We start from the raw sequence: 25,850 nt of genomic DNA, 5'->3' as shown, positions 1-25,850 counted from the left end.
CTTCGCAGGTCAGGGCATTGGGAACTCTGACCTGCGTCGACTCGAGCGCTGACCATCGAACCCCGAACCTCGATCGAAGTGAACTGCGGAGAAACCATGGAACCCCCCGTGAAAATCTCAGCGGCTAAAGCGGCGCCAGAAGCCGCTCCAGCGCATGCAATCGCGTTACAGCCGCCCCATCCTCAGGTTGCTAGTTCAGCACTTTCCGTTGTGCCCCCACATACGGCATTTCAGCCGACGCATATCGTGGTGCCGCCGAAGCTACCGCCAGTGGCAACCGATCTCATCTCGCGGATCAATTTGCGACGAAGCACAGCCACGGTGGATCCTCTTGGCGCCTTGGCTGAGGGGCATGATGAAGCGCTCAATCCATTCAGGCTGGCTTCGGCGACGAAGGTATTCGGCGGCTTGCAACTCATTCAACATCACGTCGGCCTGCTTACCCAGGCACTTCAGACAACAAAGCTGCCTGCAAAACTCATTGGCGCTCTACATCAGCCAGACGGCAACGCAGCAGCACGTGTGCAGATAGAGTTCAAGCCGTCGAGCGTGGGAGGAAGTGGGGCCACGCGAAACGTGCTCACGGCCGACAACGGCTCCTTCACCCTCGATATGCCTTCCGGCGCCGCTGCGCCTGAGGCTGGTCTGACTCTGACAGTGCATGGTGCAAATAGCAACACCACCGTCAATATTCCGGCCGCGCAGATCGCGGCCAACGGAATGGTTGGGGCACTCACGCTTCCCATCCAGCTTTCTCCGCTGCCGGTCAGTATCCTAGCCGCGCTCCAGGCACTGGCACCGGCCGTTCCGGCGACGGCACGGCCTGTCTCTGTTCAGCCTCAGAAGAGACATGTAGTCACGATCGGTGAACAGGGGAGTGCCTGCATGCAGAGCTTCGCACTGAGTCAGAAGGTGGATCGGTTTCCCTGGGGTCTATTCTTTCGCATCGTCGAACCGCAAATGAGCATTGCAACACAGACGCAAGAGATCCCACTCGGCAGAAAGTTCAGCTGGATGCCGATTTATTCGACAGAAATGAAACTGAAAAGCTCAATTGCTTCGAAATTCGTTGACCGCGTGCCGGTCGATCAACCGCTCTCCGTCGATGGATTCCGCGATCAGATTGCCGGCATCGATAACAGCGGCAGCTTTACCGAAGACGAGATTGTGCCCATGGCCGCATCTCTCGGATTGGGTTATGTATTGCGCATGGCGCAGCAATGGAACTTCAATGGACTCGGACTCGGAGATCTTGTTTATTCGCTCCCGCTTGCTCCCGGAGAGCAGCAGCAGGTGGCCGTGTTCGAGCGACAGGATACAACCGCCGTGCAGGAGAGTGAGTTCTTCTCTCAATCCGAAGTGATGAATCAGGCTGCACTGTCAGACACTTCGACCACAGCAACCTTCAACTCTGCCTTCAACGAGATGGTGAATGGCAGTAGCCATTTCGACACCGATAGTTCGAGTTCGAGCGCCGGTTTGAGTTTCGGTATTGGCCCCATCGGGTTCGGTGGCGGTGGCGGAAGCTCCTCCAGTAGCGGCAACTCGAGTTCTTCCTTGTCGGGCGCTCGCGATACCGCATCTATAGCAGCCCAGGCGACACATTCGAGCGCTGAGTCTCAAGCCTCTGCCCGTCTTAATGCGACTCGTACCGGCATGCGTATGGCGACCGCCAGCGAGAACATGGGTGTGACTACCAAGATCATCACGAACCACAATCACACACATGCGCTCACGATGCAGTACTGGGAAGTGCAACGGATCTACGACGTCACAACAGCTATTGAGGGAGTTACCCTCGTCTGCCTGGTGCCGATGCAGATTGTGCGTTTCATGCCTCCAGGCCAGCCGGCTACGCTCAACAACCCGTCGATCGTCGACTCTCACGCCAAGGTTTTGGAACGCTACAAAAACATACTGCGCCACCTGGATGTATTGGAACGACTGACACCGAGGCGTCTCCGTCATGGACTCGAGTTGCTCGCTCAGTTCGCCGCAGATCCCACAACAGTCGTTGACTCCGCAACCAGCAGCGCCGAATCCGTCATTCAATTCAGACTTGATGGAAACTTCCTCGCGTGCGAGCGAGTCTCGATCGTAGCCGTCACTAAGCGCAACACACGCGTCGGTCCGGTTCAACTAAGTCCTTCGGTCGCTGGACAACCAACTCCAATTCCTCCGGAAACTTTTATGACTCGCGACGAACTCGTCGCCTGGCTTGCGTTAGAGCGCCAGACAACAAGAACGACATTGCAAGGCAGCCTCGCCCTTCCCCCTTCCATCAATCGTTCCGACATCATCGGTTTTGAGATTAGCCGTCAGTTCAATACCGTGCGGTACACCTTAACCTCCGCCGCCCAACAAGCGGCCAGTAAGTTGCTCACCCAAGAGCTGCATGGAGATCAGCCTTCGTTGTCGCAGTTATTGGGACAGATTTTTGGTGGCACCGGCATGAGTCCGTTGCCCACTGTTGTTCTGGCTCCCGGCGATCTTGAACCTTTTCTGGGTGGCCCGACGCTTGGCAACTTCTATGCTGCGATCGAAAACATGGATGCTTCGGGGAAAGATACACCCTCTCCGCAAGAAACCTATGCAAACGACAACCTCTCCGGAACAGTGCTGCCTCCACAACCATTTCCTGTGCCGGCGCTGCAGATTGCCCCTGTGTTGCGCTACCAGGACGTTCTCGAAATCGAGAAAGTTGCACAGCACATCGTCCGCAACACCACGCGCTATTCAAAAGCACTGTGGATGTCGTTGAGCAAGGAAGAGACTGCAATCCTGCTCGACGGCTATACCATCGGCGTGCCGCCTGATGGCCTCGCCGACTCAAGCCAGATGATTCCCCTGATGAATTGCGTGCAGAACGTTATCCTCGGCACTTTCGGAAACTCGCTAATGATGCCGTTTATTATTCCGCAGGACTTGGCTGAACAACTCGGTATCAATCCAAGTCAACTGCAACAGGCAATTCTTGACTACCAGCAGGACGCGTTTATAGCTCCCCAATCCACTGTTGCACTGCCAACGCGCGGTGTACTTGGTGAGGCCGTATTGGGTCATTGCGCTTCCGCAGAGAAGATTGATCTCACGCGCTTCTGGAACTGGCAGGATGCGCCTTCTGACACGGCACCTGGAATTGGCATGGTTCAATTGCCGACGACGGCGCCGTCGTTGACCACGGGAGTAACAGCGCCGAACTCGCTGACTAACCTTCCGCCATTGATCAACAGCATCATCACCGCTCCGCAGCCAAATACGAGTCTCCTCTCGGCGATGGGACAGCAGGCAGCGAGTCAACAAGACTTCAGCCCGAATTTTACCGGTCAATCACAGCTTTCGACCCTCATGCAAAACGGGCAGACCCTGGCAAATTCGGCACGATCCGACGCTCTGAAAACCTCCCAGACCATGGCCGTCCAATCCATGAACTCAATCACCGATCTGGCTAAGGCTGCGATGGGAGCTGGAAGCCAAGCCGCTGGTGGTGCTCAAGGGGCAAAGGGTGGCACTCCCAGCACTCCCGCCACACCGGCGACGTCCGGTGCCGGCCAGAAAGCTGCAACGCCTGCCGCAGGTAAGACGCCGGCTGGAGCCAATGCCGCCGGAAATGCGGCTCCCGCAGCGAATGCGGCTGGCGGTGCCACGCAAGGTGCGGGTGCGGCCGGAGCTGCAGGTGATGCTGCCGGCGGTGCAGCGGGTGCGAGTGGCGCGGCCGCAGGCGGAGGTGCTGCAGCCGGTGGTGGTGCGGCGGCAGCCGGAGACGCAGGTGCGGCGAGCGGGGCAGCTGGCGTCTTAAGCGAAATCGCACCACTCATCGCACTCTTGTAAACAAAGCAACAGAACAGCGAAAGGTCACTTATGAATGCGCCGGATATCACTTCTATTGCTCCGAGCACCGGTCCCTCCAGCGGAGGGACTCAAGTCTCCATTGCCGGCTCCGGCTTGAGCTCGGTCACGAAAGTGCTCTTTGGCAATACCGCTGCCCTTGATCTCCCTTCCGTGAGCGATAGCCTGATCCTGGCTGTGAGCCCGCCCTCGTCCACTCTGGGCAACACCGACATCACTGTCCAAACGCCCAACGGAAATGCGATCTGGTTTGACGCATTCGAATACACCATCAATGTGACTTCGATTTATCCCGCTTCCGGGGTAGTAACTGGAGGACAACAGGTCACTATTCATGGATCCGGTTTGACGCAGGTTGCTAGCGTACTGTTCAACGACACGCCCGCTTCAACCTTCTCCGCGACGAGTGACACCCAGATCCAAGTGACTACTCCACCCAGCAGTAATCCAGGAACTGCTGACATCTCGCTGCTCAATTCCGCTGGAAGCACTCTATACGTGGAATTTGGCGGCTATACTTATACCGCCGCTCCCGCAGCCGCTCCGGCTTCTCCTCCTTCAACCAGCCCCTCCCCTGCCCCGGCGACGGGTTCGCCTGCGCCATCTACTCCTGCACCAAACAAGAACACCGCTGACCCAAGTTCTCCGTCGCCGGCAAAGGACCCTCCGGCCAACACGCCAGCGAAAGATCCGGCGGCGAATCCACCTGCAACAAATCCCCCGAACAAACCCGCGGCTCCTGGAGATACGACGGGTGACGGATCGCAAACGCCGCCGCCCTCCGGACCGGCGAAGCCTGCATCTCCGGGCGGCGCCACGAATCCGCCGGCTTCCAGCACTCCAACGCCCTCAGGCGACTACATACCTCTCGGAAGAGTTCCAGTTCCCGACGGCAAGACCGGGCTTGGCGGGAGCGCGGGCACCGGAGCCGGCTTCGGTGTTGGCACCTTGATGGCGGGCGGAGGCGGCAGCGCCGCTCCCAGCAATCTGCCCTATTATGTTGATCCCGCGCTGACAACGCAGATCGTTCAGTCTCTCCTCACCATGGCACAGACCGCTACATCTCCCGACGCCATCGAAGCGCAGAACATGTTACTGCGTCGAATGGCTCTTGAGGGTGACGTTGTGGGCTCGCGTATTCCGCCGCCGCGTAACATCTCAGAGATCGGCGGCTATATCAACCTGCTCAGTACGCTGAAAGAAAATACGATGCGTGAGCAAACCCTCGCCGGAATCCTCGGCGTTGCAGGCCCGGCGCAACCCCTCGGCTGGATCACCAACACGCAGCCTCTTTCCATGGTTGCAATTCCCAATGATCGGCCACCGGTTGCGGCACAACACAGCTTCCCGCTCACTGTGCTGGTGCGCAGCGACTTCGTCTCCGCGGTGCAGTCAGCGCTCAAGACACTCCACAGCTACGGGGCAACGTTGCCGATGGTAAGCCCGTCTGTAATCATGCTGCCGCCCGGTGGCACTGGCTCGACCATACCCAACAATCTGCTCTTCTATTTAGGACGCATACTGAACATCTCGCCTGCCGCGGGACTTATCAATCCGTCGGGCGATCCGATTGCACTGCTCGCTCCCTCCGGAACGTCGATCAATTTCGCTCTGGTATCACAAGTGCTGAATGCAGCCACGTTCCAAGTCCCTGCAGCTGACGTAAATGCCGTTCAGTGCACACCAACCACGCAGACCATCATTCCTCTCAGTCAGTATCAGTCGGTGCCAATTGCCCCCATTCTCAGCGCAGCTGGTTATTACTCTGCTCAGCCATTTCCGGTGCCCGCAAACAGCACCTCGTTAGCGTGGGCCTCACTCTACAACACAACCGGATTGATAACTGGCCACACACAACTAGGCGATGAACTTTCGCTGCTCTATCGACAGGATCAAATAGCCAGTTCCGCCCTCGCTGCCATGCTGAGCTGGACTTGGAACGGCAGCACCTTCGCACCGTAGTTGGGTTATCTCTGATCCAAAGTTCGTTAAGAAAGAACTGGTCGAATCTTTGCTTCGTCGAAGCAATCCCGGTCCTAGTAGTCTCCGGAGTCTCAGACTCAGAGACAAGGATCGCATGCACGACAACCCTCGAAAGGATCACCATGGTCACGCTCATCTCAAAGAATTCTTCGCTGATTCAATTTCCGGGCGGCACGAGTGCAGGCCCGGTAGTGTTGCGGAAGACACTCACGATTTATATCGAAACCGGAGTCGCTGTTTTCGATCTTGAAGGAACGAACCCTCACGATTGGACACGCGATACGCTCACGTTTCCTGTAGGTCCCACTTTCGCCGCCGGCAGCAGCTTCGTCAGTGGCATGGCGTTGGGGAATCCTGCTTCGTTTTGGACACCCCTCAAAAACGTTCAAAGCACCCCCAGCAGCAGTGAGAGCTTTTCGATAACGGACGGTAACGGTAACCCGAACCTGATCAGCTTCGAGATTCCCGGATCATTAATTCCGCCGCCCATCGGATACGCGGTGGATTCGGCCACGGTGACCGCTAATCCCGGAAGCTCCCAGGCGCAAATCACTCTTGCCTTGGCTGTCTTTGGCAACAATGCTGCCATGCAACGGTGTAGCTATACCGCGTACATTGTCACCGGCGAAGGTGGAATCGTCGTCGATCCTCCGGTCGTCTCTAAGGGAGCTTAGTTATAGCCTCCCCTCGGCAGTTTGGTCATCAACCGAAGCTTTGCTTGCCTTGCATTTGAGATGGGAGGATTTACGACGACAAAAGCACCCGACAGCTTTTGGCTCAAACTCCTCCCGGAAGATCCGGCTCGTGGAAGGTAGGAATTTGCAGCATTGGCTCTCACTCTCTTTCGCTCACACTGTGGGGTTATTTGATTGATACAACGTGAGGCTTCCGCCCAAAGATGACGGCACACACTCGCTTCCAACGGAAACATCATTGTGGGTTTGATCAGGCACGACCTCTTCTTTTTTCGACGCTGACCTCTTCTTTCTGCTCGAAAACATGGTTCGATCATGGTTCGATTGCCTAAAAATGGGTGCTTGTAAACGCTTTCTGAGCCATCAGTGCGCTTTAGTTTCAATGAGTTACAAAATGGGAGCTAGTTGACACGGAAGAGGTCGCTGGTTCGAATCCAGTCGTGACCAAGATTAGATCCCAACCCATCCAGTCGTGCCTTAAGATCAAGCGGTTCCAAGTACGAACTCATCTTTCTCCTCCAAATCATGGTGCTTTATTGTTTGATTTTCGGGGCCGATTATCAGATTGTGTAACCCTAATGCTTGTGAGGCGCGCCGCTCCTCCGATACCTACCGCTGATAAACAACCGGGGCGATCCTGCTGATGGCATGCCGAAGCAGCTCCTGGGCGACTTTTACGTCAACTCCGTTCTGTCTGGGTTGCGTTGCGAGTCCATTGCGGAATACAAAACCACACAAAGCAAACAGCCGGATCTCACCGATCCGGCTTTCCCATAAGGTGTGGGTTTCGAGACAGGCTGGTGCCAACAAGGACTCTTGTTGAGATCGATCGAAAAAAGAAACAGATATGATCCGCGTGATTTGTTCTTCGTCAGTCTGCAAACGTGTCCGCGATCCCTTATTGCATCTTCAATGTGAGTTCGTTTGGGTTGAGGGATGGGTAGCGGGTGTTTGGCCTCCCCATCGACCGGAGTACTCTTGGATCGCTTCCTGCAGGACGGGAATATTTGCATCGGCATTCTTCCATTTGGTGAAAAATTCGTCATAGGCGTTTCTGGCCTGCGCGAATTTTCCTTCTGCGGCGTATGCGCGTGCTATCTGTAGTCGTGCCAGAGGACCAATGGGCGAGTTGAGTACGACGCCAGGATGGTCAATGATTTTCTGGAATTCAACTTCAGCTTTTTGAGCGTCACCAGCCTGCAGATCGGCAAGGCCCTTGATGTAGACCGGCAGCAGTTCGCCTTCGACACCAAGTTCATATGCGTCTGCAGACTCGAGTGATTTGATGGCAAGGCCCGGATCCTTTGATCTGATCGCGGCGGTGGCGCGGATCATGGGGAGAAAAAGGTACTGCACGAATGTATCGTCGGGATAGTCCCGGTCAAGTTGGGTAGCGATCGCTCGTACGCGATTGAGGTCGCCACTGATCCCGAAGACGACCGCCGCCCCACATTGAGTATCGCGATCTTTCGCGAAAGCTAGTGCAGAGTCGGCGGCTTTCCTGGCCTGCACGTCGTTGCCGAAGAATGCCTCACGCTGTGCCTCGTTGATTTCGTAACCTGCGGCGGTCCCCATTTCACCGGCTCGTTTCGCTGCCCCGACCGCTCGCTCCGTCAGATCGCGCGCTTGCTGAAGCTGGCCGGAAGCTGCGAGGGCACTCGCCTGGTTATCGAGGAAGGCGTCTTCGATTCCAGGTTCGCCGGAGGCCCAGTTCAACTGGCGTTGCATTTCGGCCTCGTCGTGCTGAAGATAGGCAGCGTCGTAGAGATAAAGGCGAAGCGTGGACGAATCGCGACTCTCAGACTGTGCCTGGTGTGCCACGGCACTGGCTTGATCAGGTTTGTTCATGTAGATGTACGCGTTAGCTAGGTTCGCGTAGGTCTGCCCGTCGTGGGCGGAGATGCTCACGGCTTCGCGAGCGAGTTCAAGACTCCTGTCGAATTTGCCCATCTCACTGTAGATTGCAGCAAGGTTGGTGCGCGGAGCTTCATCATTCGGGTATGTTGCGGCCCAGGTTTCGTAGACTTGGCTCGCCTTCTCGACATCTCCGGTTACGAACTGATAGTAGTGCGACTCGATATAGAGCCGTTCATGCTCACTGACGTGCGCGCGGAGTTCGTAGGCCTTGCGGATGTTGTCGGCTGCCTTACCAGTGTCGCCCAGATTTGAGTAGGCATTGCCCAACGCAGCATAGGCAATGGCAAAGGAAGGATCGAGTCGGATTGCCTTCTCGAAGGAAGGAATGCCGGCGGCGGACTCCCCCTTTTGAACCATCATCTGCCGACCGATGCTGTAGGCCTGGAGCGCTTCAAGGGAAGAGGTGGTCGCTTCCTCGATCGGAGTGTCGAACTTCTGGACCGTACTGAGCGCTTCCCCAAGACGAGCTCGCAGTTGGCCCGTGATGTCTCCTAGCGCTTTCAGCACAAGTTCTTTTCCACCGGCCGTGGTCTGGAGATCTGACAGGTGGTCGCCCGTGCGGCAGTTTACGGCCCGGACGCCAATTACGTATTGCGCGCCGAGCTTGGCGATCCAGCCGTTCACGACTGCCTCTCCGTCATTCCTCTGACATAGTTCCCGTGCCAACTCAGCGGTCATTGGGGTATCCGGCGGCTTGCCCATCAACTTTAGGGATTGCTGGAGACGAGCTTCGGGGATGAGCGTGAAATAGGGGGACTGTTCCAGTTCGGTCGCGATGGCTTCGTGCAGGGTGATATCGAAGACTGGGTCACCGGTATTGTTGGCGACTTCGGAGAGGAAGATGGCATACTTCGCAACCGGTGCCGACGAGGTCGCAGGTGGAGTCGCAACTGAATGGTTGGCGTGATAGTGACGGACGACAAAAAACCCTGCGACAAGCAGCATCGCAGTCGCGACGCCGAAGAGCCAGGCCTCGGCTGCCCCACGGGGAGTTTTCGGGGCCGAGAGAGGCTGGGAAGTTGCAGGCAGACGATTAGGAGATTCTTGAAAAAGCTGAGACGCGGCCGCCCCGGCAACAGTTGCCGAAGGCTGGGCGACCGGTTCAGCTCCTTTGGATCCGGATCCGGCGCGCGAGACTGTCCCGACGAAACGATATCCGCGGCGGGGGATGGTGTCTATGCGATACCCGTCCTCTGCGCTGAGTGTCTTGCGCAATTGTGAAATGTGAACGGCAACATTGGACTCCTCCACGAACGCGTCAGGCCAGACCGTGCGCATAAGCTCTTCTTTTTCGACGAGCTGGGCTTGGTGCTCCACGAGGACGATGAGGATCTCAACGGCTTTTCTCGACAGCGGAATAAGCTCTCCATCGCGAAACAGGAGGCGTTGCGCGGTGTCGAGCCGAAACGATCCGAATTCCCAAGTGACATCTTCCGGTCGACTCATAGGGCTGCCGAAGCGGTTTTAGGGCTAATTAAGGGTTTATTAAGGACTTTAAAAATCAGGATGCGGTTTTATTCGCATATCGGTCAGGCCAAGCCCGGGGACGGATGTCAGGTTGACCAAGTGCGCCAAGGATAGCACAGAGTCGAATTCAGGACGGGGCGGGTCAGGTATCCGAAATCAGAGTCAACGAAAAGTGGAGGGTAATCAAATGTTTCGTTCAAATCTGCATCACTCGAACACGCGGGCCTTCAGTTTCCTACGCAACGGATTCGTGGTCGTCCTTGCCGCGGGAATCTTGAGCACGGCGTCCCAGGCACAGTCAGGCCGTTTCAACATACAGCAAGTTGGAGACGCCCTGACGTCCTATGGAAAGAACACTGTAAACGACAATGGCAACACCTATTACACAGTCCAGTGCGGTCACGACTCTTGGAAAAGCAGCGTTATGGTCAGCCTCTCGCCCAACGGCAACGTGATCTGGTTGGCTCTGAACCTGGTGGAGCTTCCGTCACGGCTCTCGCCTACCGCGATGTCGAACCTGCTCAAGAAGAACACGGACCTAGGGCCGGTATTCTTCTCGATCGGCGGTAACTCGTTGCGAATATCCTCGCCGGTGCCGAATAGCGACATGAGCGAAAAGAAGCTCAAAGCCTATCTGGAACAGCTCGTGAATCTCGCGGTCGACAACCACGATCTTTGGGATACGAAGACCCTCGAAGCAACGTCGAGAGTCAGTGCGCTCACTCATCCGGGTCCCACCCTCGCGCTGGTTCAGAATGCATTCCGGCGGCCCAAGCCGCACACCGAGCAGCAGGCCCAGCAATAGCCAACCGACTAGAACATCGCGAAAAGGAGAATGGCAATGACGAACAATCGGATCGCAGTTTCAGTACTAGCCGTGCTACTGGCCGGCACCGGATGCCATGCGGCGAGCGGCTCCCAGATCACAATCGGCCAGCAGACCATCACCAAGGCCGCGCAGCAGAAACCGACCGTCGTCGGTGCCCAAACCACGTTCGGTCAGCAAACCGTCAACAAGACCCAGGAGCAACAGCCGACGGGAGCTAGTCCTACATGGGTTCGCTATACCGATAACGCCGAAGGGGCATTCTCGATGGATGTTCCAGTGGGCTGGCAGGTGGAAGGTGGAATGTACCGCTTTGGCTACTTCGACGTGCGCTGGATGATGGACATCCGCTCGCTCGACGGCAAGGTGATCATTCGCATCAGCGATCCTGACGTCCCGCCGTACGTGCTTCCTGGTCCACACTCGGGACCCGCAGGACATCCCGCCATCCGGCCCAACATGTTCCAGATGGTAGTAGACAACTACCAGGAAGCGAAGCCCTACGGTGAGTCGTATACGAAGCGTCGCTTTGCTTCGGTCTGTACGACCCTGATGCCCATCCAATCGGATTGGACGCCGACCATGCCACCGGCTTGGCATGAAATCGACACGCCGGTACGCATCACGGATGCCTCCCTCGCATTCAATTGCAACAGCTCCGACGGTCCACGCATCGCCAATACCTACGCGGTCACCGCGATCCATGGCCATGATGGCTTGTGGATGGTCGATGTCCTCATCACGGTACTGGCCACTCCGGACAAATTGCAGCAGGCCCGGAGCATGACCCAACATATGATCGACAGCTGGCAGGAAACGCCCCAGTGGAAGACCCACCAGGAACAGATGACCCAGATCGGCCTGGGACAGATGCAGGGGGAGTTCCAAAGATTCATGCAGCAGATGGCGCAGTATCACCAGGAACGTACTGCGGCCATGAACCAACAGGTGGCCGGTTTTGAAAGCCGGATGCACCAGCAGGCAGACCAGGTGACGAGCTTCGGCAACATCCTCACCGGAATCACAAACCTCTATGATCCGCAAACCGGCACCCAGTTCCAGGCCTTCAGCGGCCCCAAGGCCAACTACTACATGAATGGCCAGGGGGTGAAGATCAACTCGAACCTCGACCCCGGAAATGGCTTCCATCAAGTAGTGAACATGGGGCCGTAGAAGGGTCCATCGTATGGATCGCAGCGAGCCAAGTTCGCGCCATCCCGTTCGCTGCGATCCGGAAATCCATGAGTAACCACGGACAACGGCTCGGGATAGACGGGTCTCAACTCAGGAAAGATTCTCGCTTGACGCGAAATCGAGAAGGCACCCATTGAGCTGTTGAGGCCCTACCATAACGCACACATTATGGAACAGCCGGATCTCACCGTGCCGGCTGTTCCATAAGGTGTGCGTTGTTGGAAACTCGATGATCGGACACGGCCAGTGTCAACCACAGCTGCAAGCCTTCGAGGACGCATGGGGATTATTGGTGGTCTGCTTGAGCCAGTTTCTTTTCTCGACGGATGTGCTTGTTCACGTACATGGCGGCATCGGCGGCGCTCAGAATACTATCTTTGGTAGAACCGTCCTCTGGGTAGAGGGCAATTCCGATACTGGCTGAACCATGGACGACGTAGCCTTCAGCCGCAAACGGCTCGTCGAGAGAGCGCTCGAGCCGATTCGCGATCTCTTCTACCTCGGCGCGATTGCGGATTTTAGGCAGAAGGACGGCAAATTCGTCGCCACCGAGTCGAGCCAGCATGTCGGCGCCACGCAACTGATGTTTCATGCGGTGGGCGACTTCCTGCAGATAGAGATCCCCGACCTGGTGCCCGAAAATATCGTTCACCTGTTTGAAGTCGTTGAGATCGATGTAAACCAACCCAAAGATCGTTGCATTCTGGCGCGCCTCTTCGATCTGGCTTTCCAGGTAGCTCTCCAACGAGAATCGGTTGTGAATGTCGGTGAGTAGATCGAACTCGGAGCGGCGAACCAAGTCGGTGTAGAGGCGCCTGGTTTCAATAGCAAGGCTAGTCAGAGCTGCAGCCGCTAGGAGAGTTTCACGCTCAAAGGTCCGTTGTTTGGTGAGTGGATCGAACGCGGCATACATGTTTCCGAGCGGCGACCCGGTGCGAGCTTGGATCACCTCGTGAACGATGCGGAATGCATCGAGTTTTGGCGGGCAATTCCCAAGTTGTGCGCCGTCGACGACTCTGCACCAGCACGGCGCACCATGCAGCCTGAATGAAACCAGCTCTGTAATTTGCTCAATGATCTCAGCCAGAGGGCGCGAGCCGTTAATGTCTTCAAGAATGCGACTTCTCCGCCGCTCAATATACGCCATCGAAGCATTTTCCCGGCGTACTTTTCGTTCAATGACCCAGCCCCTTGCGCCCGCCGCAAACAGCAGCACAAGAAGTAGGCCCACCAAAAAGATGAGATTGCGAACGCTCAACAGTGAAGGGCCCGCGATGACGGAGATGTCGTCGAAGGATCTAAGCAAGATGTTGAATGGGACTTCCTGCTCAGTAGGATCGATTGAATTTGCTTGAACAGCCATGCAGATGCCGGTGACGCGGATTCTTGTCCCAACCGGAATCTGGATCATCGGACGAAGATCTCTGTCGATCGGCGGATGGCGATAAACCGCTGTGAAAAGTTTGCCGTTTGAGGTGAGAACAAATTCATCCTGCGAGCCCTCTCGGACCGCAGTCACAAGCTGCCCCTCGAAGGATACTAAGTCACTTTGATGGCCATCGGGGTCACCGCTGTTCCACGTAGCCAGTTGACGCCAGGTAGAGGGTTGGGGCTGGATCGGCTCGAAGATATTCGTGTCTTGAATCTTGCCATCAGTGAGTCCGAGAAATCCTTCGTGGGCGTCAGGAAATCCGGTCGCGTCTACCAAATCTCCAATCCGCAACGGAACACTGGAGCGCGTCGATATCCATAAGCTTTTGGCGCCATTCTGCAAAACGGCTCCAGAACCTGGCTGATAGTAGGTGAGCGTTCCTTTCACTCGAACTCTCTGCGACACATCGCGGACGTAGGAACTTGATAGCACCTTGTCCATCGGTGTGATAGGGAGAGAATCAGGGCTTCTTTCGGCAGGCTTCAATATCTTCATGTCTGCAATCGAAGGAACTTCAAGGAGTATTCCAATCAGTTGCATTTTGCTGTCGAACTTCCCTGATACCACTCCCGTGACTTGAACCTCGGCGTCCAGTACTCCCTTCAACTTAGTCACGTCGGTTTCCACGACTGTTGCGTCAATTGGTCCGCCATCCATCAGCAACTTCAGGTAAATGCCATGCATGTTTCCAAAATTGACGATGTCGGCACTGCGAACCGTGGCTCGGACGGAAACGAGCATGCAATCGCGCTCCGCACGAATCAGCTGTTGAAAGTCAGCGACCACTGGCTTGGGAAGTGGACCATGCCGAAGAACGGATATGCTGGTGCTGACAACGTCTGGGGTAAAACTATCCCGCGCTTGTCCTCGTATCAGCACCCGGTCGCCGGGATTTAAGTCCTGAAACGCTTTCGTCTCGACATAGATTGCATCGTCGCCATCTTGAACAAAGAGGTCGACGTCATTTTTGTTGTAATAGGTGACCGTGGCCTCAAAGGCAACTGGCAGGCCGCCTCGGGCCTGATCTTTGGTTAGAGTGCGGATGACATGGAGGGAGGTGATGATGCCAGCACCAGCCTCCTGGCCGCAGGCTGCTGGGGTCCATGCAGAGCTCAGCATAAACGCAAAGACAAGGGCCCGCAGGAGAGTGGTTCTTATCGAGCCTGCGGGATATGCGTTCGTAGCCGCCGATTCACCCATTATGCGTTACACTTCCGTGATCGTTCTTAGAATTCCAGGCAGAGCCGGGTGGCCGCCCCAGATCGTAACTGGGCCCGCTAATTGAGCCTGATAATACTCTCATCCCACTTCAGAAGATCAAATGAAAGCATAGGTTTAAACCCGCTCGTAACTTTCAGAACGACCGGTCAGGTCAACGTTTGATATCCCACAACGCACACCTTCAGGAACAGCCGGAACGGAAAGATCCGGCTGTTTGTTTTGTGTGGTTTGTAGGTGGCATTCTCGGAGAACGCTTGCGAAATGCCGATTTCTTGGATATGCAGTAAGCGATGCTCGTAGAGGCCGGCGGTTTATAGGTGCGCAGTCGACTCCGAATCAGGCGATCAGATCGTGGACCACGTTGCCTGCCAGGTCCGTCAGTCGATAGTCGCGCCCGCTGTAGTGATAGGTGAGCTTTGTGTGGTCGATGCCGAGCTGATAAAGAATCGTCGCGTGAATGTCGTGGACGTGCACAGGATTCTCGACCGCCTTCCAGCCAAAATCGTCGGTGGCACCGTAGGTAAAGCCCTGCTTGAATCCACCACCAGCTAGCCACATCGTAAATCCGTGTGGATTGTGATCCCGGCCATTGTGTGTCTGTCCACCCATGAAGGCACTCCCAACCTCGACCACTGGAGTGCGCCCAAATTCCGAGCCTGCCACAATGATGGTTTCATCGAAGAGCCCACGCGCTTTCAAGTCCTTAATCAACGCTGCGAAGGGTTGATCAGAGTCGCGGCCCGTCTTGCGGTGCATTTCAATATCGAAGTGGTGATCCCACGGATCGCCCTTGGCGTAGTAAATCTGGACCATGCGCACGCCACGCTCGATGAGACGCGCAGCGGTGAGGCAACCGCGGGCAGTACTACCTTCACCGTACATCTTGATAGTCGCGTCGGATTCCTTGCGAACGTCGAACACATCGGGCGCTTCTGTCTGCATGCGAAAAGCTGTCTCCATCGCGCCAATGGTCGCCTCGAGTTGGGGGTCGTGTGAACTTCCGGGAGTCGACTTTACGTTCAGCTCATCCAACTCCTTCACGAGATCGATCTCCTTCTGCTGGGCCTTCAGATCGAACCGATCATTGTGAATGTTGGAAATGAGCTGCAGGGGATCGAACTCCGATTTATCGATCGTGTCGGCAACATAAGTACCCTGATGCACGGGAGAGAGAAACGCCGACGACCAAAGCGGAGGGCCGACCGTCGTGGGGACGTCGGGGCACAAGACGACAAAGCCAGGAAGATTCTTATTCGTGGTTCCCAGACCGTAGGTAAGCCATGAGCCCATCGACGGACGACCCGCGAAATTTGCGCCGGTGTTCATCATCAGCAGCGCGGGCTCATGATTCGGAATCTCGGTGTAGACCGAACGGACGAAACACATATCGTCAACGCATTCGGCGAGATGAGGGAAGATCTCACTCACTTCGATTCCGCTTTTGCCGTATTTCTTGAAGCTGAAAGGCGACCTCATCAGGTTGCCTGTTTTACGCTCGTGCTGGAGATCACCCCCCGGCATCGGCTGACCGTGATACTTCTCAAGTGCTGGCTTGGGATCAAAGCTGTCGACCTGCGACAGGCCACCGTTCATAAAGAGGAAGATGACGTGCTTAGCCTTGGGCTTGTCGGTAATCATCCAGGACGGGCGATCGAGCGAACTCTCGGCTCGCGCCAATGATTGTCCGACCAGACTGGCGAGACTCAGATAGCCAAAGCCGCAACCCATGGTTCTGAGTGCGTCGCGCCTCGTGATCGCATTCGCCGAAGGCTTATGTATCATCTCTTCTCCTCAATCAGAGGTACTTATCTGATCAATTCACAAATTGAAACTCATTGGAGCTGAAGAGCGCCCGTGCATACTCACTCCAGGCGGTCACTGGTTTGCCTTCGACTGTGTAGCCGGGCTTCTCGGGCGTGGTCGTCATGAATTTGAGGCCGACCTGCAATTCTTCCGCCGAGGGCCTTCTCTGGAACAGATATTGATACGCCTTGATTATTCGAGCTTCCTCAGTCGATTCGCTATGCACACGCTCGGCTAAAACCCCTGCCTGCTTGTATACAAATGGATTGTTCATGAAGTGCAGTTGCTGAAGGGGAACATTACTTGAAAAACGCTGCTCGGCGGTGAAACTTGGATTTGGAAAATCGAAGACCATCAGGTAGTTGTTTAAACGGTAACGACTGACCTTGCAGAAGACGGTGCGACGGTCATTGTCCGAAGAGAAGTCGGTCGACGGCCCGAAAGTCTGTTTGAGATCAAGATCACCCGCTGCAAACAACATGCTGTCCCGTATCTCCTCGGCGTCGAGTCGTTGGCGGTTAAAGTGTGAATAGAGGCGGTTGGCCGCGTCCTTGTCATGCGCTTCAGGTGACTCCTCCACGGTGGTCTGGTAAACGGCAGAGAGCATGATCTGCCGCTGCAGCCATTTGATGGATTGTTTGTGATCGATAAATTCCTTCGCCAGAAATTCCAGCAGTTCTGGATCGGACGGCTTATCGCCCATAATGCCGAAGTTGTCCGGTGTGTTCACAATCCCTGTACCGAAATGCCATTTCCAAACGCGATTGACGATCACGCGCGCAGCCAACGGATTTTGCGCAATGTCAGCAGCAAACTCCAGGCGACCACTTCCATCGGAGTAGGCTGGTTTGCCGGGAGGACTCAGTACGGCGAGAAATCCACGCGGCGCGATCTCTCCCATCGAGTGCGGATTCCCGCGAATGTTCAGCTTGACGTCCTCGATCTTGGGTTTATCTGACATGCCGTGCACGTAGGGATAGTCGGCTTCTTTCAGCTCCTTTTCGAGAGCGGCGATGTGTTTTTGCTGCGTTTCGATGTAGGTTTGCCATTGTGGGCCAAGTCTTCGCGTAAGACTCCAACCGGTGAAGAACATTACGCCCGGGATGAACTTCTCTTCCATATCTCCGGATTGCGTGACGAAGAGATCGAGGTAAAGCTTGGCTTCGAAGGTAGGCAGCGCTTTCAGCTCAAGTTCGCAACCGGGACAAAACTGATCGAAGGTTTCGAACTCGCTTGGCTTTGCATCGAGCAACTTGTGTTTCGGCACCCCGTTCTTGGCGCGGACAACATCGTTTTCTTCTTCGATCTTGGCATTCTCGCTGTGCACTTGCAGAACGAGCTTCTGAAAAGCATCACCGAGTGCTCTCGCTTGATCTTCGGTACTCTCGGACGAGGCCGTCATCGCTTTCCAATCGTCGAGATACGGATAAGCATGCTGCTTGGGAAGGTAATCAACCCAGCGCTGCAAGACTTCGGGATCGAGATGCTTGCTCGCTGAGACTTCATCCACTGTCTTCTTTGGCTTGCCCAGTACGTTCCAGGCCGCAGTCATGTAATCAGAAGTCTGAATCGAGAGTGCCTCGGCAAGCTGTTTGCCGACCGCCGTTGTGTAGTCTCTCAGGTCTGCGCGCAACTTTGCGGCCTGAAGATTTTTCTTGTCCCAGGCGTCTACGGCGACCTTTGAAACTACGGGATACTCAGTGTAGGTTGAGTTCGCAAATATACTGACAACCTTGTAGTAATCCTTCTGCGGGATGGGATCGTATTTGTGATTGTGGCAGCGAGCACAGGCAACGGTGAGCCCCAGAAGGCCACGCGTTACAGCGTCTACGCGTTCGTTGCGCTCATCGGCACGGCCTTGAATCGGCTCAGCCTGATCCCAAACCCAAGGACCGGCGCCCAGATACGTAGTGGCGGTCAGGTTATCCTGGCGTTCGTTCTGATCCTTGAAAGGAAGTTTGTCGCCGGCGAGTTGCATCGTCACGAAGCGATCGTAGGGTAGGTCCGTGTTGAAGGCTTTGATGACCCAATCGCGATAACGAAACGCTCCTGCGAAGGGCATGTATCCGCGCTGCTTGGGATCAAGGCCACGCACATCATCTTCCGCGTAGCGGGCAACGTCTAGCCAATGCCGCCCCCACCGCTCTCCGTAGCGGGGTGAAGCGAGAAGACGATCGACCACTTTCTCCCAAGCATTCGCAGATTTATCACGGAGATATGAGTCGACTTCATCCTGCGTGGGCGGAAGTCCGGTCAAATCATAGGTGGCCCTTCGGATCAGGGTGCGACGATCGGCTTCGGGAGCGGGCGCCAGACCTGATGAGTGCAAGCCAGCAAGGATGAAGTGGTCGATGGCGGTGCGAGGCCAATGAGCCAAACGCGCGTCCTGGACTTGGGGCGGAGGCACGGATTTGAGCGGCTGAAACGACCAGAACTGGCGCTGCTTTTCGGTGATTGCACCAGTCCTTGCAGTGATCGAGGTGATGATCGCAGAGGTGGTGGAGGGCCACGGCGCACCTTTTTGCACCCAAGCTTCCAAGATGGCGACTTCGTCGTCGCGAAGTTTGCCACCTTTGGGCATCTTGAGCATGCCTGTCTGCTTGACAGCTTGGATCAGTAGACTCTTGTCGGGATTCCCCGACACGATTAAGGGACCGCGACCGCCACCTTGATCGAACGCACCCTTTGAATCCAACCGCATTCCGCCGGAGGCCTGGTCGGCATGGCACTCGTAACAATTATTGGCGAAGATGGGTCGGACCTTGTTCTCAAAGAAGTCCGTGTCAACTTCAGCTGAAACATTCTTCACGGTTGGCGAAGCAGCAATTGCAGCAGCTGCACCTTGTGAGGAATTAGACGAATCTTTCGCGGAGGCCGTTGGCGTTTGCGGAAGGTCGGCGCCCACGGCACCTGCCTTCACCCATGCTTCGAGATCCGCCACTTCTGTGTCCTTCAATGCGTACTTTGGCGGCATCTTCAGGTCGCCGTTACGGCGAACCGCCTGAATCAGCATGCTGGCTTCAAGATCTCCCGGAACAATGACAGGGCCGTCCTGTCCGCCTTTACGGATCAACGAGTATGAATCGAGTTGCAAACCGCCTTTAGCCGTGTCGTCATGACACTTCAAACAGTTACTTTGCAGGATTGGCGCGACGCGCTTTGCATAAAACTCATTAGTGCCGGGCGCGAGAGGGTCGTCGGACGCTGACACCTTGATCCCGGCGAACAGGACTATGCCAGCCACAGCAGTACACGTGCTTCCGAGGACTAGAAGATATCTCATAACGGGTGGAATACGGGGCCGGGGAGATCTTCGTCTCGAATCGTCAACGAAGAGTTGTACCCAAGAAGTTTGCCACGTTTGAACGAATCGGGGAACTCTAATCTTTACTTGGGCATACCTCGGGGTAAGTTTCTGTCCGGATGAGATTTCCGGGCTGGTGCGCCTGGTCCAATTTGTTTCGTATGTCTCAAAGACCTTCCATCGGAAAAATGTAGGTTATCGAGCGGCTCCGGTGGCACAATGCAAAGATCGATCCGCAAATTCGAGGGAGTCTACATGCACCGCCGTCTCGCTGCGTCCCTTCTAGTGATCACCGTTGCTTGCGCACCGCTAGGGTTATCTGATGAGCCAGCCACGAAGCAGACGGTCCACGACTTCTCTCTTGTAGATATCAATGGCAAAACAGTTCCGCTCTCCATCTACAAGGGCAAGGTGTTGCTCATTGTTAATCTCGCCAGCCAATCCACGTACCGCGATCAGATTGCAGCGCTTAACGATCTCGAGAAGCAGTACGCTGCCGAGGGCCTTGTGGTCATCGGCATTCCGTCATCAGATTTCGGAGACAAGGAATTGAAAGACGCCGCGGCCCTGCGCGAGTACTACAACAACACCGCTCATGTTGGATTTCCGCTATTCGCTCCGGCAAAGCTTCGTGGTGTGAACACAATTCCCCTTTACTCCTTTTTGTGTGATCCCAAAGCAAGCGTTCCCGGAGGAAATCTGCACTGGAACTTCACCAAGTTCATCATCGATCGGGAAGGAAAACCGCTCGCTCGCTACGAGGTCAGCGAGGACCCTGCCGATGTCAGCTTCCGCGTCAACATTGAGCTCGCGCTTGCGGGCAAGCTGAAGAAACAGCTTGCGAGGGAAAAGGATCAGACCGATGACGAGGACGAAAACTAGTTCCGCGATTTGTGGAGGACGCTTAGTGCGATCCCACGTGTAGTTAGGCCAACTCGGTTCCGGAGCATGAGCGATAGAAGCACTCTCTATCGCTCAAAATATCCAATCGTTCTGATTGATATAACAGCAGGCTTTCGTTCAACGATCAGGGTACCTCAGCGCGCTTTTGCTTCGTGCTTGCATTTCTGTTTAGATCGATTCGTTGAGCACTCGGTTCAGACGCTGGACGAAAGTGGTTGGGTCCTCGAGTGGCACGCCTTCGAGCAGAAGCGCCTGGTCGAAGAGCAGCCATGCCGCATCTTCCACCTTTGTGTTTCTGGTGTCTACGAGGAGCTTTCGAATGATCTCGTGATCGGGATTGATCTCGAGTGTGGGCTTCAGCTCCGGCAGGTCTTTTTGGCCCATGGCCTGCATCATCTGGCGCATGCGGGCTGAAGGCTCGTCTTCGTCGGAAACGATGACGGAGGGACTATCGGCGAGCCGCGATGAAGCGCGAACTTCTTTGACCGCGTCTCCTAGCGTAGCCTTGATCTTTTCAAGCAGAGGCTTGATCTCTTCGGCTTTATCGGGCGCGGAGTCGTCTTTGAGGTCTTCGGAGGTGGCGGACTTGCTGACGGCTTTCAGATCGATATCGCCGAATTTGGCGATGGAAGAAAAGACGATCTCGTCAATGTCGTCGTCGAGGAGTAGGACCTCAATGCCCTTCTTTTTGTAGATCTCAAGCAGCGGAGAATTGCGGAGCATGGACTCAGAGGTGCCGGTGATGTAGTAGAGCGCCTTCTGATCGGGCTGCATGCGCTCCTTAGCTTCGGCGAGTGAGGTGAGCCCATCGACCTTACTGGACTTGAAGCGAATGAGGTCGAGCAGCGTCTCCCTGTTGGCGAAGTCGCCGTAGAGTCCTTCCTTGAGCGGACGGTTGTACTCGGCGATGAACTGCAAGTATTTCCCGGGATCATTGGTGGCGATCGCTTTTAACTCGGAGAGGATCTTCTTGACACTGGCGGTCTTGATATTGGTGAGCACCTTGTTCTGCTGCAAGATCTCGCGCGAAACATTGAGCGGCAGATCTTCGGAATCGATGATGCCGCGAACAAAGCGAAGGTACTGCGGAAGTAGATCTTTGGAATCATCCATGATAAAGACACGTTTGACGTAGAGCTTGACGCCACCCTTGTAGTCGGCCTGGTAGAGATCGAGGGGAGCCTTGGCGGGAATGTAGAAGAGGGTGGTGTACTCGAGCGTGCCTTCGGCGCGGGTGTGGAACCAGAAGAGCGGGTCTTCCCAGTCGCCGGTGATGGATTTGTAGAATTCCTTGTAGTCGTCATCTTTCAGATCAGACTTCGGGCGCTGCCACATCGCGCTGGCAGCGTTGACTTGCTCGGTGGTACGAGTCTTGATGGATTCTTTCTTCTCGGCGTTCCACTCGCTTTTGTCGTGGGTGAGGAAAATGGGAAACTCAATGTGATTCGAATACTTCTTGACGATCTCGGTGAGACGCCAGCCATTTGCGTACTGTGAACCCTCGTCGTTGAAATGGATGAGGACTCTTGTTCCAGCGCTATCACGCGCATCGGCGCCGGGAACCTCCTCGATGTCGAAGCCGGTCTTGCCATCGCTGGTCCACTTAAAGGTCTTCTCTTCGCCGGCCTTGCGCGACACGACCTCAACCTTGTCGGCGACCATAAAGACGGAATAAAAGCCGACGCCGAACTGGCCGATGAGGTTCGAGTCCTTGCGTGCATCGCCGGAGAGTTGGGCGAGGAAGTTCTTGGTGCCGGAGCGAGCGATGGTGCCGAGGTGCGAGACGAGGTCCTCTTCGTTCATTCCGATGCCGGTGTCGGAGACGCTGAGTGTCTTGTTAGCTTCGTCAAGTTCCAGGTCGATGCGCGGCGGCTCGATACCCTTGCCGACGAGAGCTTTGTATTTCTCGTCTGTAAGGGTAAGGTAGCGGAGCTTGTCGAGAGCATCGGAGGAGTTGGAAATCAGTTCGCGGAGAAAGATCTCCGGATGGGAGTAGAGCGAATGGACGATGAGTTGGAGTAGCTGGTTTACTTCGGTCTGAAATTGTTGTTTCGACATGGCATCTTCCATTATCGCCAAAAATGGCAAAAGAGGTGAAGACCCGCTTAGCCGACGCTGCCATTCCGATCCGCCGAGTTCCGACCACGTGTTCGACGTGAATATTCCTCCCATCCTTATATAGTCGGCCGAGAACTTCCCTTGACCTGTGACGAGTCTGCTGGAGCGCCGCGGAAAAGGTCCTCCGGGGAGTGGTCCGCAGATATCCCAGGATCGCGCTATGGTCGTTGGTGCCGGAAGCTCACGAGACGAACGTGTTGACACAGCGCGGGTCTTATTGAGCAGCTTGATGTAAACCTCAAGCGGGAGATGAGCAAAATTCGGAACTTGCACAGAAATTCTGATTCCTTCTACGGCTGCGCTACACTACTCGCCACTGAACACAAAGAATCGGGTCGTTCAATCTTGATCAACCCGCAAGCAAATCGGATCTCGTAAACCTGGGGTTCAAAGCATGATCATGCCTGACAGAATCTGGATATTCACGTGCCTCACAGTGTTTCAACTCTTGTCGCCATTGGTTTGGTGCCAAAACCAATCCACCACGGAACAGCTCGCACACACGCAGTCAATTGGCGATCTGGTTCAAAGCGAGCAGGCTGTCAAGGCGTTGCCGGTCACGCGAGGGGGCCCGAATGGTTCATTCGCTCCGATCCATATTCTTTACATTCACGGGATCAACCAGATCGGGCCCGGAGATTCGATGCCCCTGCGGAAGAGCATTTGCAAGTACCTTCACAAATGCACAGTAAGCGACCTACGCCGCGTGTATGTCGACAGCGGAGCCTTTGCCATGGATGGTAAATGGCCCGCGCTTTTGTATCTGAATAATCCGATCTGGACATCACGCCAGGATTGGAATGCGTCGGCACCCTTCATCGACCGTTATGAGATCACTGGCAGCGGGAAAGTCACGATTGTTCTGGACGAGCTGAATTGGTGGCCCCTGGTATACGCGGTAAAGTGCAAGTTTCTTATCAAGAGTGACGCGTTGTTGACCGGGCCGGCCAAGGGGCTGCTGAATGTATGCCGGCCGCAAGAGACAAAGCCGGACCCCGCGAGTCCGGAACACTTTCTGGAATACCAGTGGCTCTCAAGTTCGGATCTTGCCGGGATTGAAGGCAAGCCTCGACATGCGGATGTTGTGAATCGCAACCTGAAAAGTGGGCTGATGGATTGGGGCTTTGGGGATGCTGTTCTGGCATTAGGACCTATGCGCGACATCCTGGCATCCGGCATCAGGCAAATGATGATGAAGTCTTTGGAGTTGTCGGGAGTCGATTTGGAATCGACGCAGCCATATGACAATGGCTCTCCGACTTTCTTTATCACTCATAGCCTGGGAAGCTATCTCGTCCTGGACGCTCTGGATACCGGAATTCTCGGAGCGCGTCAGACTGAGCTTGCGGATTTCCGGATCACTGCGAATGAGAAGCGCGCAGTCGACTATCTCTCGGAACATACGGTCGGATTTTATTTCCTGGCAAACCAGGTGGCGCTTCTCGGGCTTGCGAGACTATCGCTTGAATCAGACGCGCATGATGGCGCACCACCTCCGGCGGAATTGACGGCCGATCCGGCGTTGGGGATTTCGCGTTGGGCAACGATGAGAAAAGCTTATCTAGAGCGCCGATCGCCTTCGGCTCCCGCCCCACAAATCATTGCGTTCAGCGATGCAAGCGACCTTCTCACCTGGAGTGTTCCTGATATTGCCGGGGTCCGCGTAGTGAATATTCCAGTACGAAATTCAGGATTCAAGATTCCACCGTTTCTTGACGGGCCGGTTGGCGCCCATGGGAACTACGCGACAGATATTACGGTGTTCCGAACTATCTTCGAGCCAAAACAGAAATAGCTTCCAGTTATATCCCGGGCATTGATTATCAAATCTGATCGGATCATGCGATCCCATCCTTGCCGTGCTGAATCTGTGGGAAGGATGGGTATTGCTGCGCCGGTTCGAAAGCGCTACGGCTTCTTCTTCGGCGGCTTCTTGCTGGAAGGACTGGAACCCTGCGGCACAGAATCCAAGAGTGGGTCAGTAACGGTTGACGAAGCTGGGAAGGAGCTAGCTGGCTGGACTTTCACATTGAGGGTGACATATGTGACCGTATCAATCGCCTGATCGATACGGTCATCCGGCGTTCCTTTTGCATTTCGGTCCACAACATAGCCGTTCTGGACGATTAGTTGATCCATATTCTTTTGAAAGTCTGCTTCTTGGGACCTCGGAACAAAGACATAATCACCGCTAATCAAACGCATAGCGTTCGCGGAAATCAGACTGTTGTCCGCTCCTTGCTGCGTAACAGCCACGTCTCTTTGCGCCGAGTTGAGAAGAAAGTTCTCGGGATTTGCTTGTTCCACTTTGCCGTAGAAGTCGTAAAACGACTGCAAGGCAGAGACCGTGATACCAGGAAAACCAAGCAGTGGGCTCATGATTTTAGCCCCGGTGACAATAGCGCCCAGAAGCTTATGCAAAGGCGAGTTACTGGGGGTGCTTGTGATATTCACGCTCAGGTGGCCGGCACCTTGATTCAGAACCATGTGGCTCAGCTTGGGTCCGTTACTCTTCGATTGAGTTTGCGCCGCAGTCTGATTCCCCGTGAGAGCTCCCCAGTTCAGGTTCTGTTCAGAAGGCAGCTTGCTAGCCTTGTCGGTGAATATGGTGGCCAGTGCAGCCCACACGATTGGTCCGAGAAACTCGCTGCCAGACACGCGTTGGCAGGATAGGTGCAGCTGCGCGAACTTCACTTTCGCCAGCCTTGAGGAGTCTCCCTTTCCCGGTCGGAAACCGCTCAGTTCCATTGTTACCACCGCGTCTTCGTCAAAGGATGGCAACTCTGTTGGCTTGATGTCCTCCACCCAGCGAAGCCCGGACTTATCGCTGTAGTGCACGATCCGTGGGTCCCGCTCTTCTTTTGGAGTTTTGGAACCGCCACGAACCGCTGCGCCGGCGTAAAGAGATTTCCAGTACATCTCTCCTGCAGTTGGGTGTTGTGAGGGCTGATCTTCAATCGTGGAAATGGCGTGTGCGAGTTCGGAATTTGCAAGCAGCGCGGGCAGAATCCCAATTGCTGCAGACTCAGTCAAGAAGGAACGTCGTGACAATCCCATAGAAGTTGCTCCTTACTTTAATAGCAATTAACCATTACTTGTTGTTCGCCTGATGGTCATCACACTGTTCATCAAGTTATT

Annotated in this window: 13 protein-coding genes; 7 read left to right on the top strand and 6 right to left on the bottom strand. The window is 55.3% G+C overall.

From position 1 onward, the window contains the following. Positions 1-96: 96 nt before the first annotated feature. The 3 genes from P8935_RS05065 to P8935_RS05055 all read left to right on the top strand — a co-directional run bounded on the left by P8935_RS05065 (position 97) and on the right by P8935_RS05055 (position 6,506). Positions 97-3,831: a hypothetical protein gene (locus P8935_RS05065; RefSeq protein WP_348263908.1), complete on the top strand. Its 3,735-nt coding sequence runs from the start codon at positions 97-99 to the stop codon at positions 3,829-3,831. A 30-nt stretch (positions 3,832-3,861) separates the two neighbouring features. Then, entirely contained in the window at positions 3,862-5,811 is a 1,950-nt protein-coding gene (locus P8935_RS05060) for an IPT/TIG domain-containing protein (RefSeq protein ID WP_348263907.1), read from the top strand. Between the two features lie 143 nt (positions 5,812-5,954). Continuing rightward, entirely contained in the window at positions 5,955-6,506 is a 552-nt protein-coding gene (locus P8935_RS05055; protein WP_348263906.1) for a hypothetical protein, read from the top strand. Positions 6,507-7,436: 930 nt separating this feature from the next. On the opposite strand, the gene P8935_RS05050 is transcribed toward P8935_RS05055, so the two are convergent. Beyond that, entirely contained in the window at positions 7,437-9,890 is a 2,454-nt protein-coding gene (locus P8935_RS05050; RefSeq protein ID WP_348263905.1) for a winged helix-turn-helix domain-containing protein, read from the bottom strand. 208 nt (positions 9,891-10,098) lie between these two features. On the opposite strand from P8935_RS05050, the gene P8935_RS05045 reads away from it, so the two are divergent. Together P8935_RS05045 and P8935_RS05040 are read left to right on the top strand one after the other, a co-directional pair. Next, positions 10,099-10,716 (top strand): hypothetical protein, encoded by a 618-nt coding sequence (locus P8935_RS05045; protein WP_348263904.1) that lies wholly within the window; start codon positions 10,099-10,101, stop codon positions 10,714-10,716. A 36-nt stretch (positions 10,717-10,752) separates the two neighbouring features. Continuing rightward, on the top strand, positions 10,753-11,910 hold the full coding sequence (locus P8935_RS05040; protein ID WP_348263903.1) for a hypothetical protein: 1,158 nt from the start codon (positions 10,753-10,755) through the stop codon (positions 11,908-11,910). A 307-nt stretch (positions 11,911-12,217) separates the two neighbouring features. Here P8935_RS05040 and P8935_RS05035 read toward each other — a convergent pair whose 3' ends face one another. The 3 genes from P8935_RS05035 to P8935_RS05025 all read right to left on the bottom strand — a co-directional run bounded on the left by P8935_RS05035 (position 12,218) and on the right by P8935_RS05025 (position 19,631). After that, on the bottom strand, positions 12,218-14,563 hold the full coding sequence (locus P8935_RS05035) for a GGDEF domain-containing protein (RefSeq protein ID WP_348263902.1): 2,346 nt from the start codon (positions 14,561-14,563) through the stop codon (positions 12,218-12,220). A 357-nt stretch (positions 14,564-14,920) separates the two neighbouring features. Next, positions 14,921-16,366, bottom strand: coding sequence for a DUF1501 domain-containing protein (locus tag P8935_RS05030; RefSeq protein WP_348263901.1), 1,446 nt, complete (start codon positions 16,364-16,366; stop codon positions 14,921-14,923). Positions 16,367-16,397: 31 nt separating this feature from the next. Next, positions 16,398-19,631 carry a PSD1 and planctomycete cytochrome C domain-containing protein gene (locus tag P8935_RS05025; protein WP_348263900.1) on the bottom strand — a complete coding sequence of 1,078 codons (3,234 nt, stop codon included), beginning with the start codon at positions 19,629-19,631 and terminating at the stop codon, positions 16,398-16,400. 279 nt (positions 19,632-19,910) lie between these two features. Between P8935_RS05025 and P8935_RS05020 the strand changes: the two genes are divergently transcribed. Then, positions 19,911-20,573 carry a glutathione peroxidase gene (locus tag P8935_RS05020; RefSeq protein WP_348263899.1) on the top strand — a complete coding sequence of 221 codons (663 nt, stop codon included), beginning with the start codon at positions 19,911-19,913 and terminating at the stop codon, positions 20,571-20,573. A 189-nt stretch (positions 20,574-20,762) separates the two neighbouring features. On the opposite strand, the gene htpG is transcribed toward P8935_RS05020, so the two are convergent. Beyond that, complete coding sequence (gene htpG / locus P8935_RS05015) at positions 20,763-22,652, bottom strand: molecular chaperone HtpG (RefSeq protein ID WP_348263898.1); 1,890 nt, start codon at positions 22,650-22,652, stop codon at positions 20,763-20,765. Positions 22,653-23,112: 460 nt separating this feature from the next. Between htpG and P8935_RS05010 the strand changes: the two genes are divergently transcribed. After that, positions 23,113-24,507, top strand: coding sequence for a hypothetical protein (locus tag P8935_RS05010; protein WP_348263897.1), 1,395 nt, complete (start codon positions 23,113-23,115; stop codon positions 24,505-24,507). Positions 24,508-24,620: 113 nt separating this feature from the next. Here P8935_RS05010 and P8935_RS05005 read toward each other — a convergent pair whose 3' ends face one another. Further along, a complete protein-coding gene (locus P8935_RS05005; protein ID WP_348263896.1) occupies positions 24,621-25,769 on the bottom strand; it encodes a hypothetical protein in 1,149 nt (382 codons plus the stop codon). Between the last annotated feature and the right edge of the window lie 81 nt (positions 25,770-25,850).

This window comes from Telmatobacter sp. DSM 110680, assembly GCF_039994875.1.
Lineage (GTDB): Bacteria > Acidobacteriota > Terriglobia > Terriglobales > Acidobacteriaceae > Telmatobacter.
This window is presented reverse-complemented; position numbering and strand designations above follow the sequence as displayed.

What these genes read in the sequence shown, in the direction of transcription:
- P8935_RS05005 (WP_348263896.1), bottom strand. Translation starts at nt 25,769, where the DNA reads ATGGGATTGTCACGACGTTCCTTCTTGACTGAGTCTGCAGCAATTGGG.
- P8935_RS05065 (WP_348263908.1), top strand. Translation starts at nt 97, where the DNA reads ATGGAACCCCCCGTGAAAATCTCAGCGGCTAAAGCGGCGCCAGAAGCC.
- P8935_RS05035 (WP_348263902.1), bottom strand. Translation starts at nt 14,563, where the DNA reads ATGGGTGAATCGGCGGCTACGAACGCATATCCCGCAGGCTCGATAAGA.
- P8935_RS05030 (WP_348263901.1), bottom strand. Translation starts at nt 16,366, where the DNA reads ATGATACATAAGCCTTCGGCGAATGCGATCACGAGGCGCGACGCACTC.
- P8935_RS05060 (WP_348263907.1), top strand. Translation starts at nt 3,862, where the DNA reads ATGAATGCGCCGGATATCACTTCTATTGCTCCGAGCACCGGTCCCTCC.
- htpG (WP_348263898.1), bottom strand. Translation starts at nt 22,652, where the DNA reads ATGTCGAAACAACAATTTCAGACCGAAGTAAACCAGCTACTCCAACTC.
- P8935_RS05055 (WP_348263906.1), top strand. Translation starts at nt 5,955, where the DNA reads ATGGTCACGCTCATCTCAAAGAATTCTTCGCTGATTCAATTTCCGGGC.
- P8935_RS05045 (WP_348263904.1), top strand. Translation starts at nt 10,099, where the DNA reads ATGTTTCGTTCAAATCTGCATCACTCGAACACGCGGGCCTTCAGTTTC.
- P8935_RS05040 (WP_348263903.1), top strand. Translation starts at nt 10,753, where the DNA reads ATGACGAACAATCGGATCGCAGTTTCAGTACTAGCCGTGCTACTGGCC.
- P8935_RS05020 (WP_348263899.1), top strand. Translation starts at nt 19,911, where the DNA reads ATGCAAAGATCGATCCGCAAATTCGAGGGAGTCTACATGCACCGCCGT.
- P8935_RS05010 (WP_348263897.1), top strand. Translation starts at nt 23,113, where the DNA reads ATGCCTGACAGAATCTGGATATTCACGTGCCTCACAGTGTTTCAACTC.
- P8935_RS05050 (WP_348263905.1), bottom strand. Translation starts at nt 9,890, where the DNA reads ATGAGTCGACCGGAAGATGTCACTTGGGAATTCGGATCGTTTCGGCTC.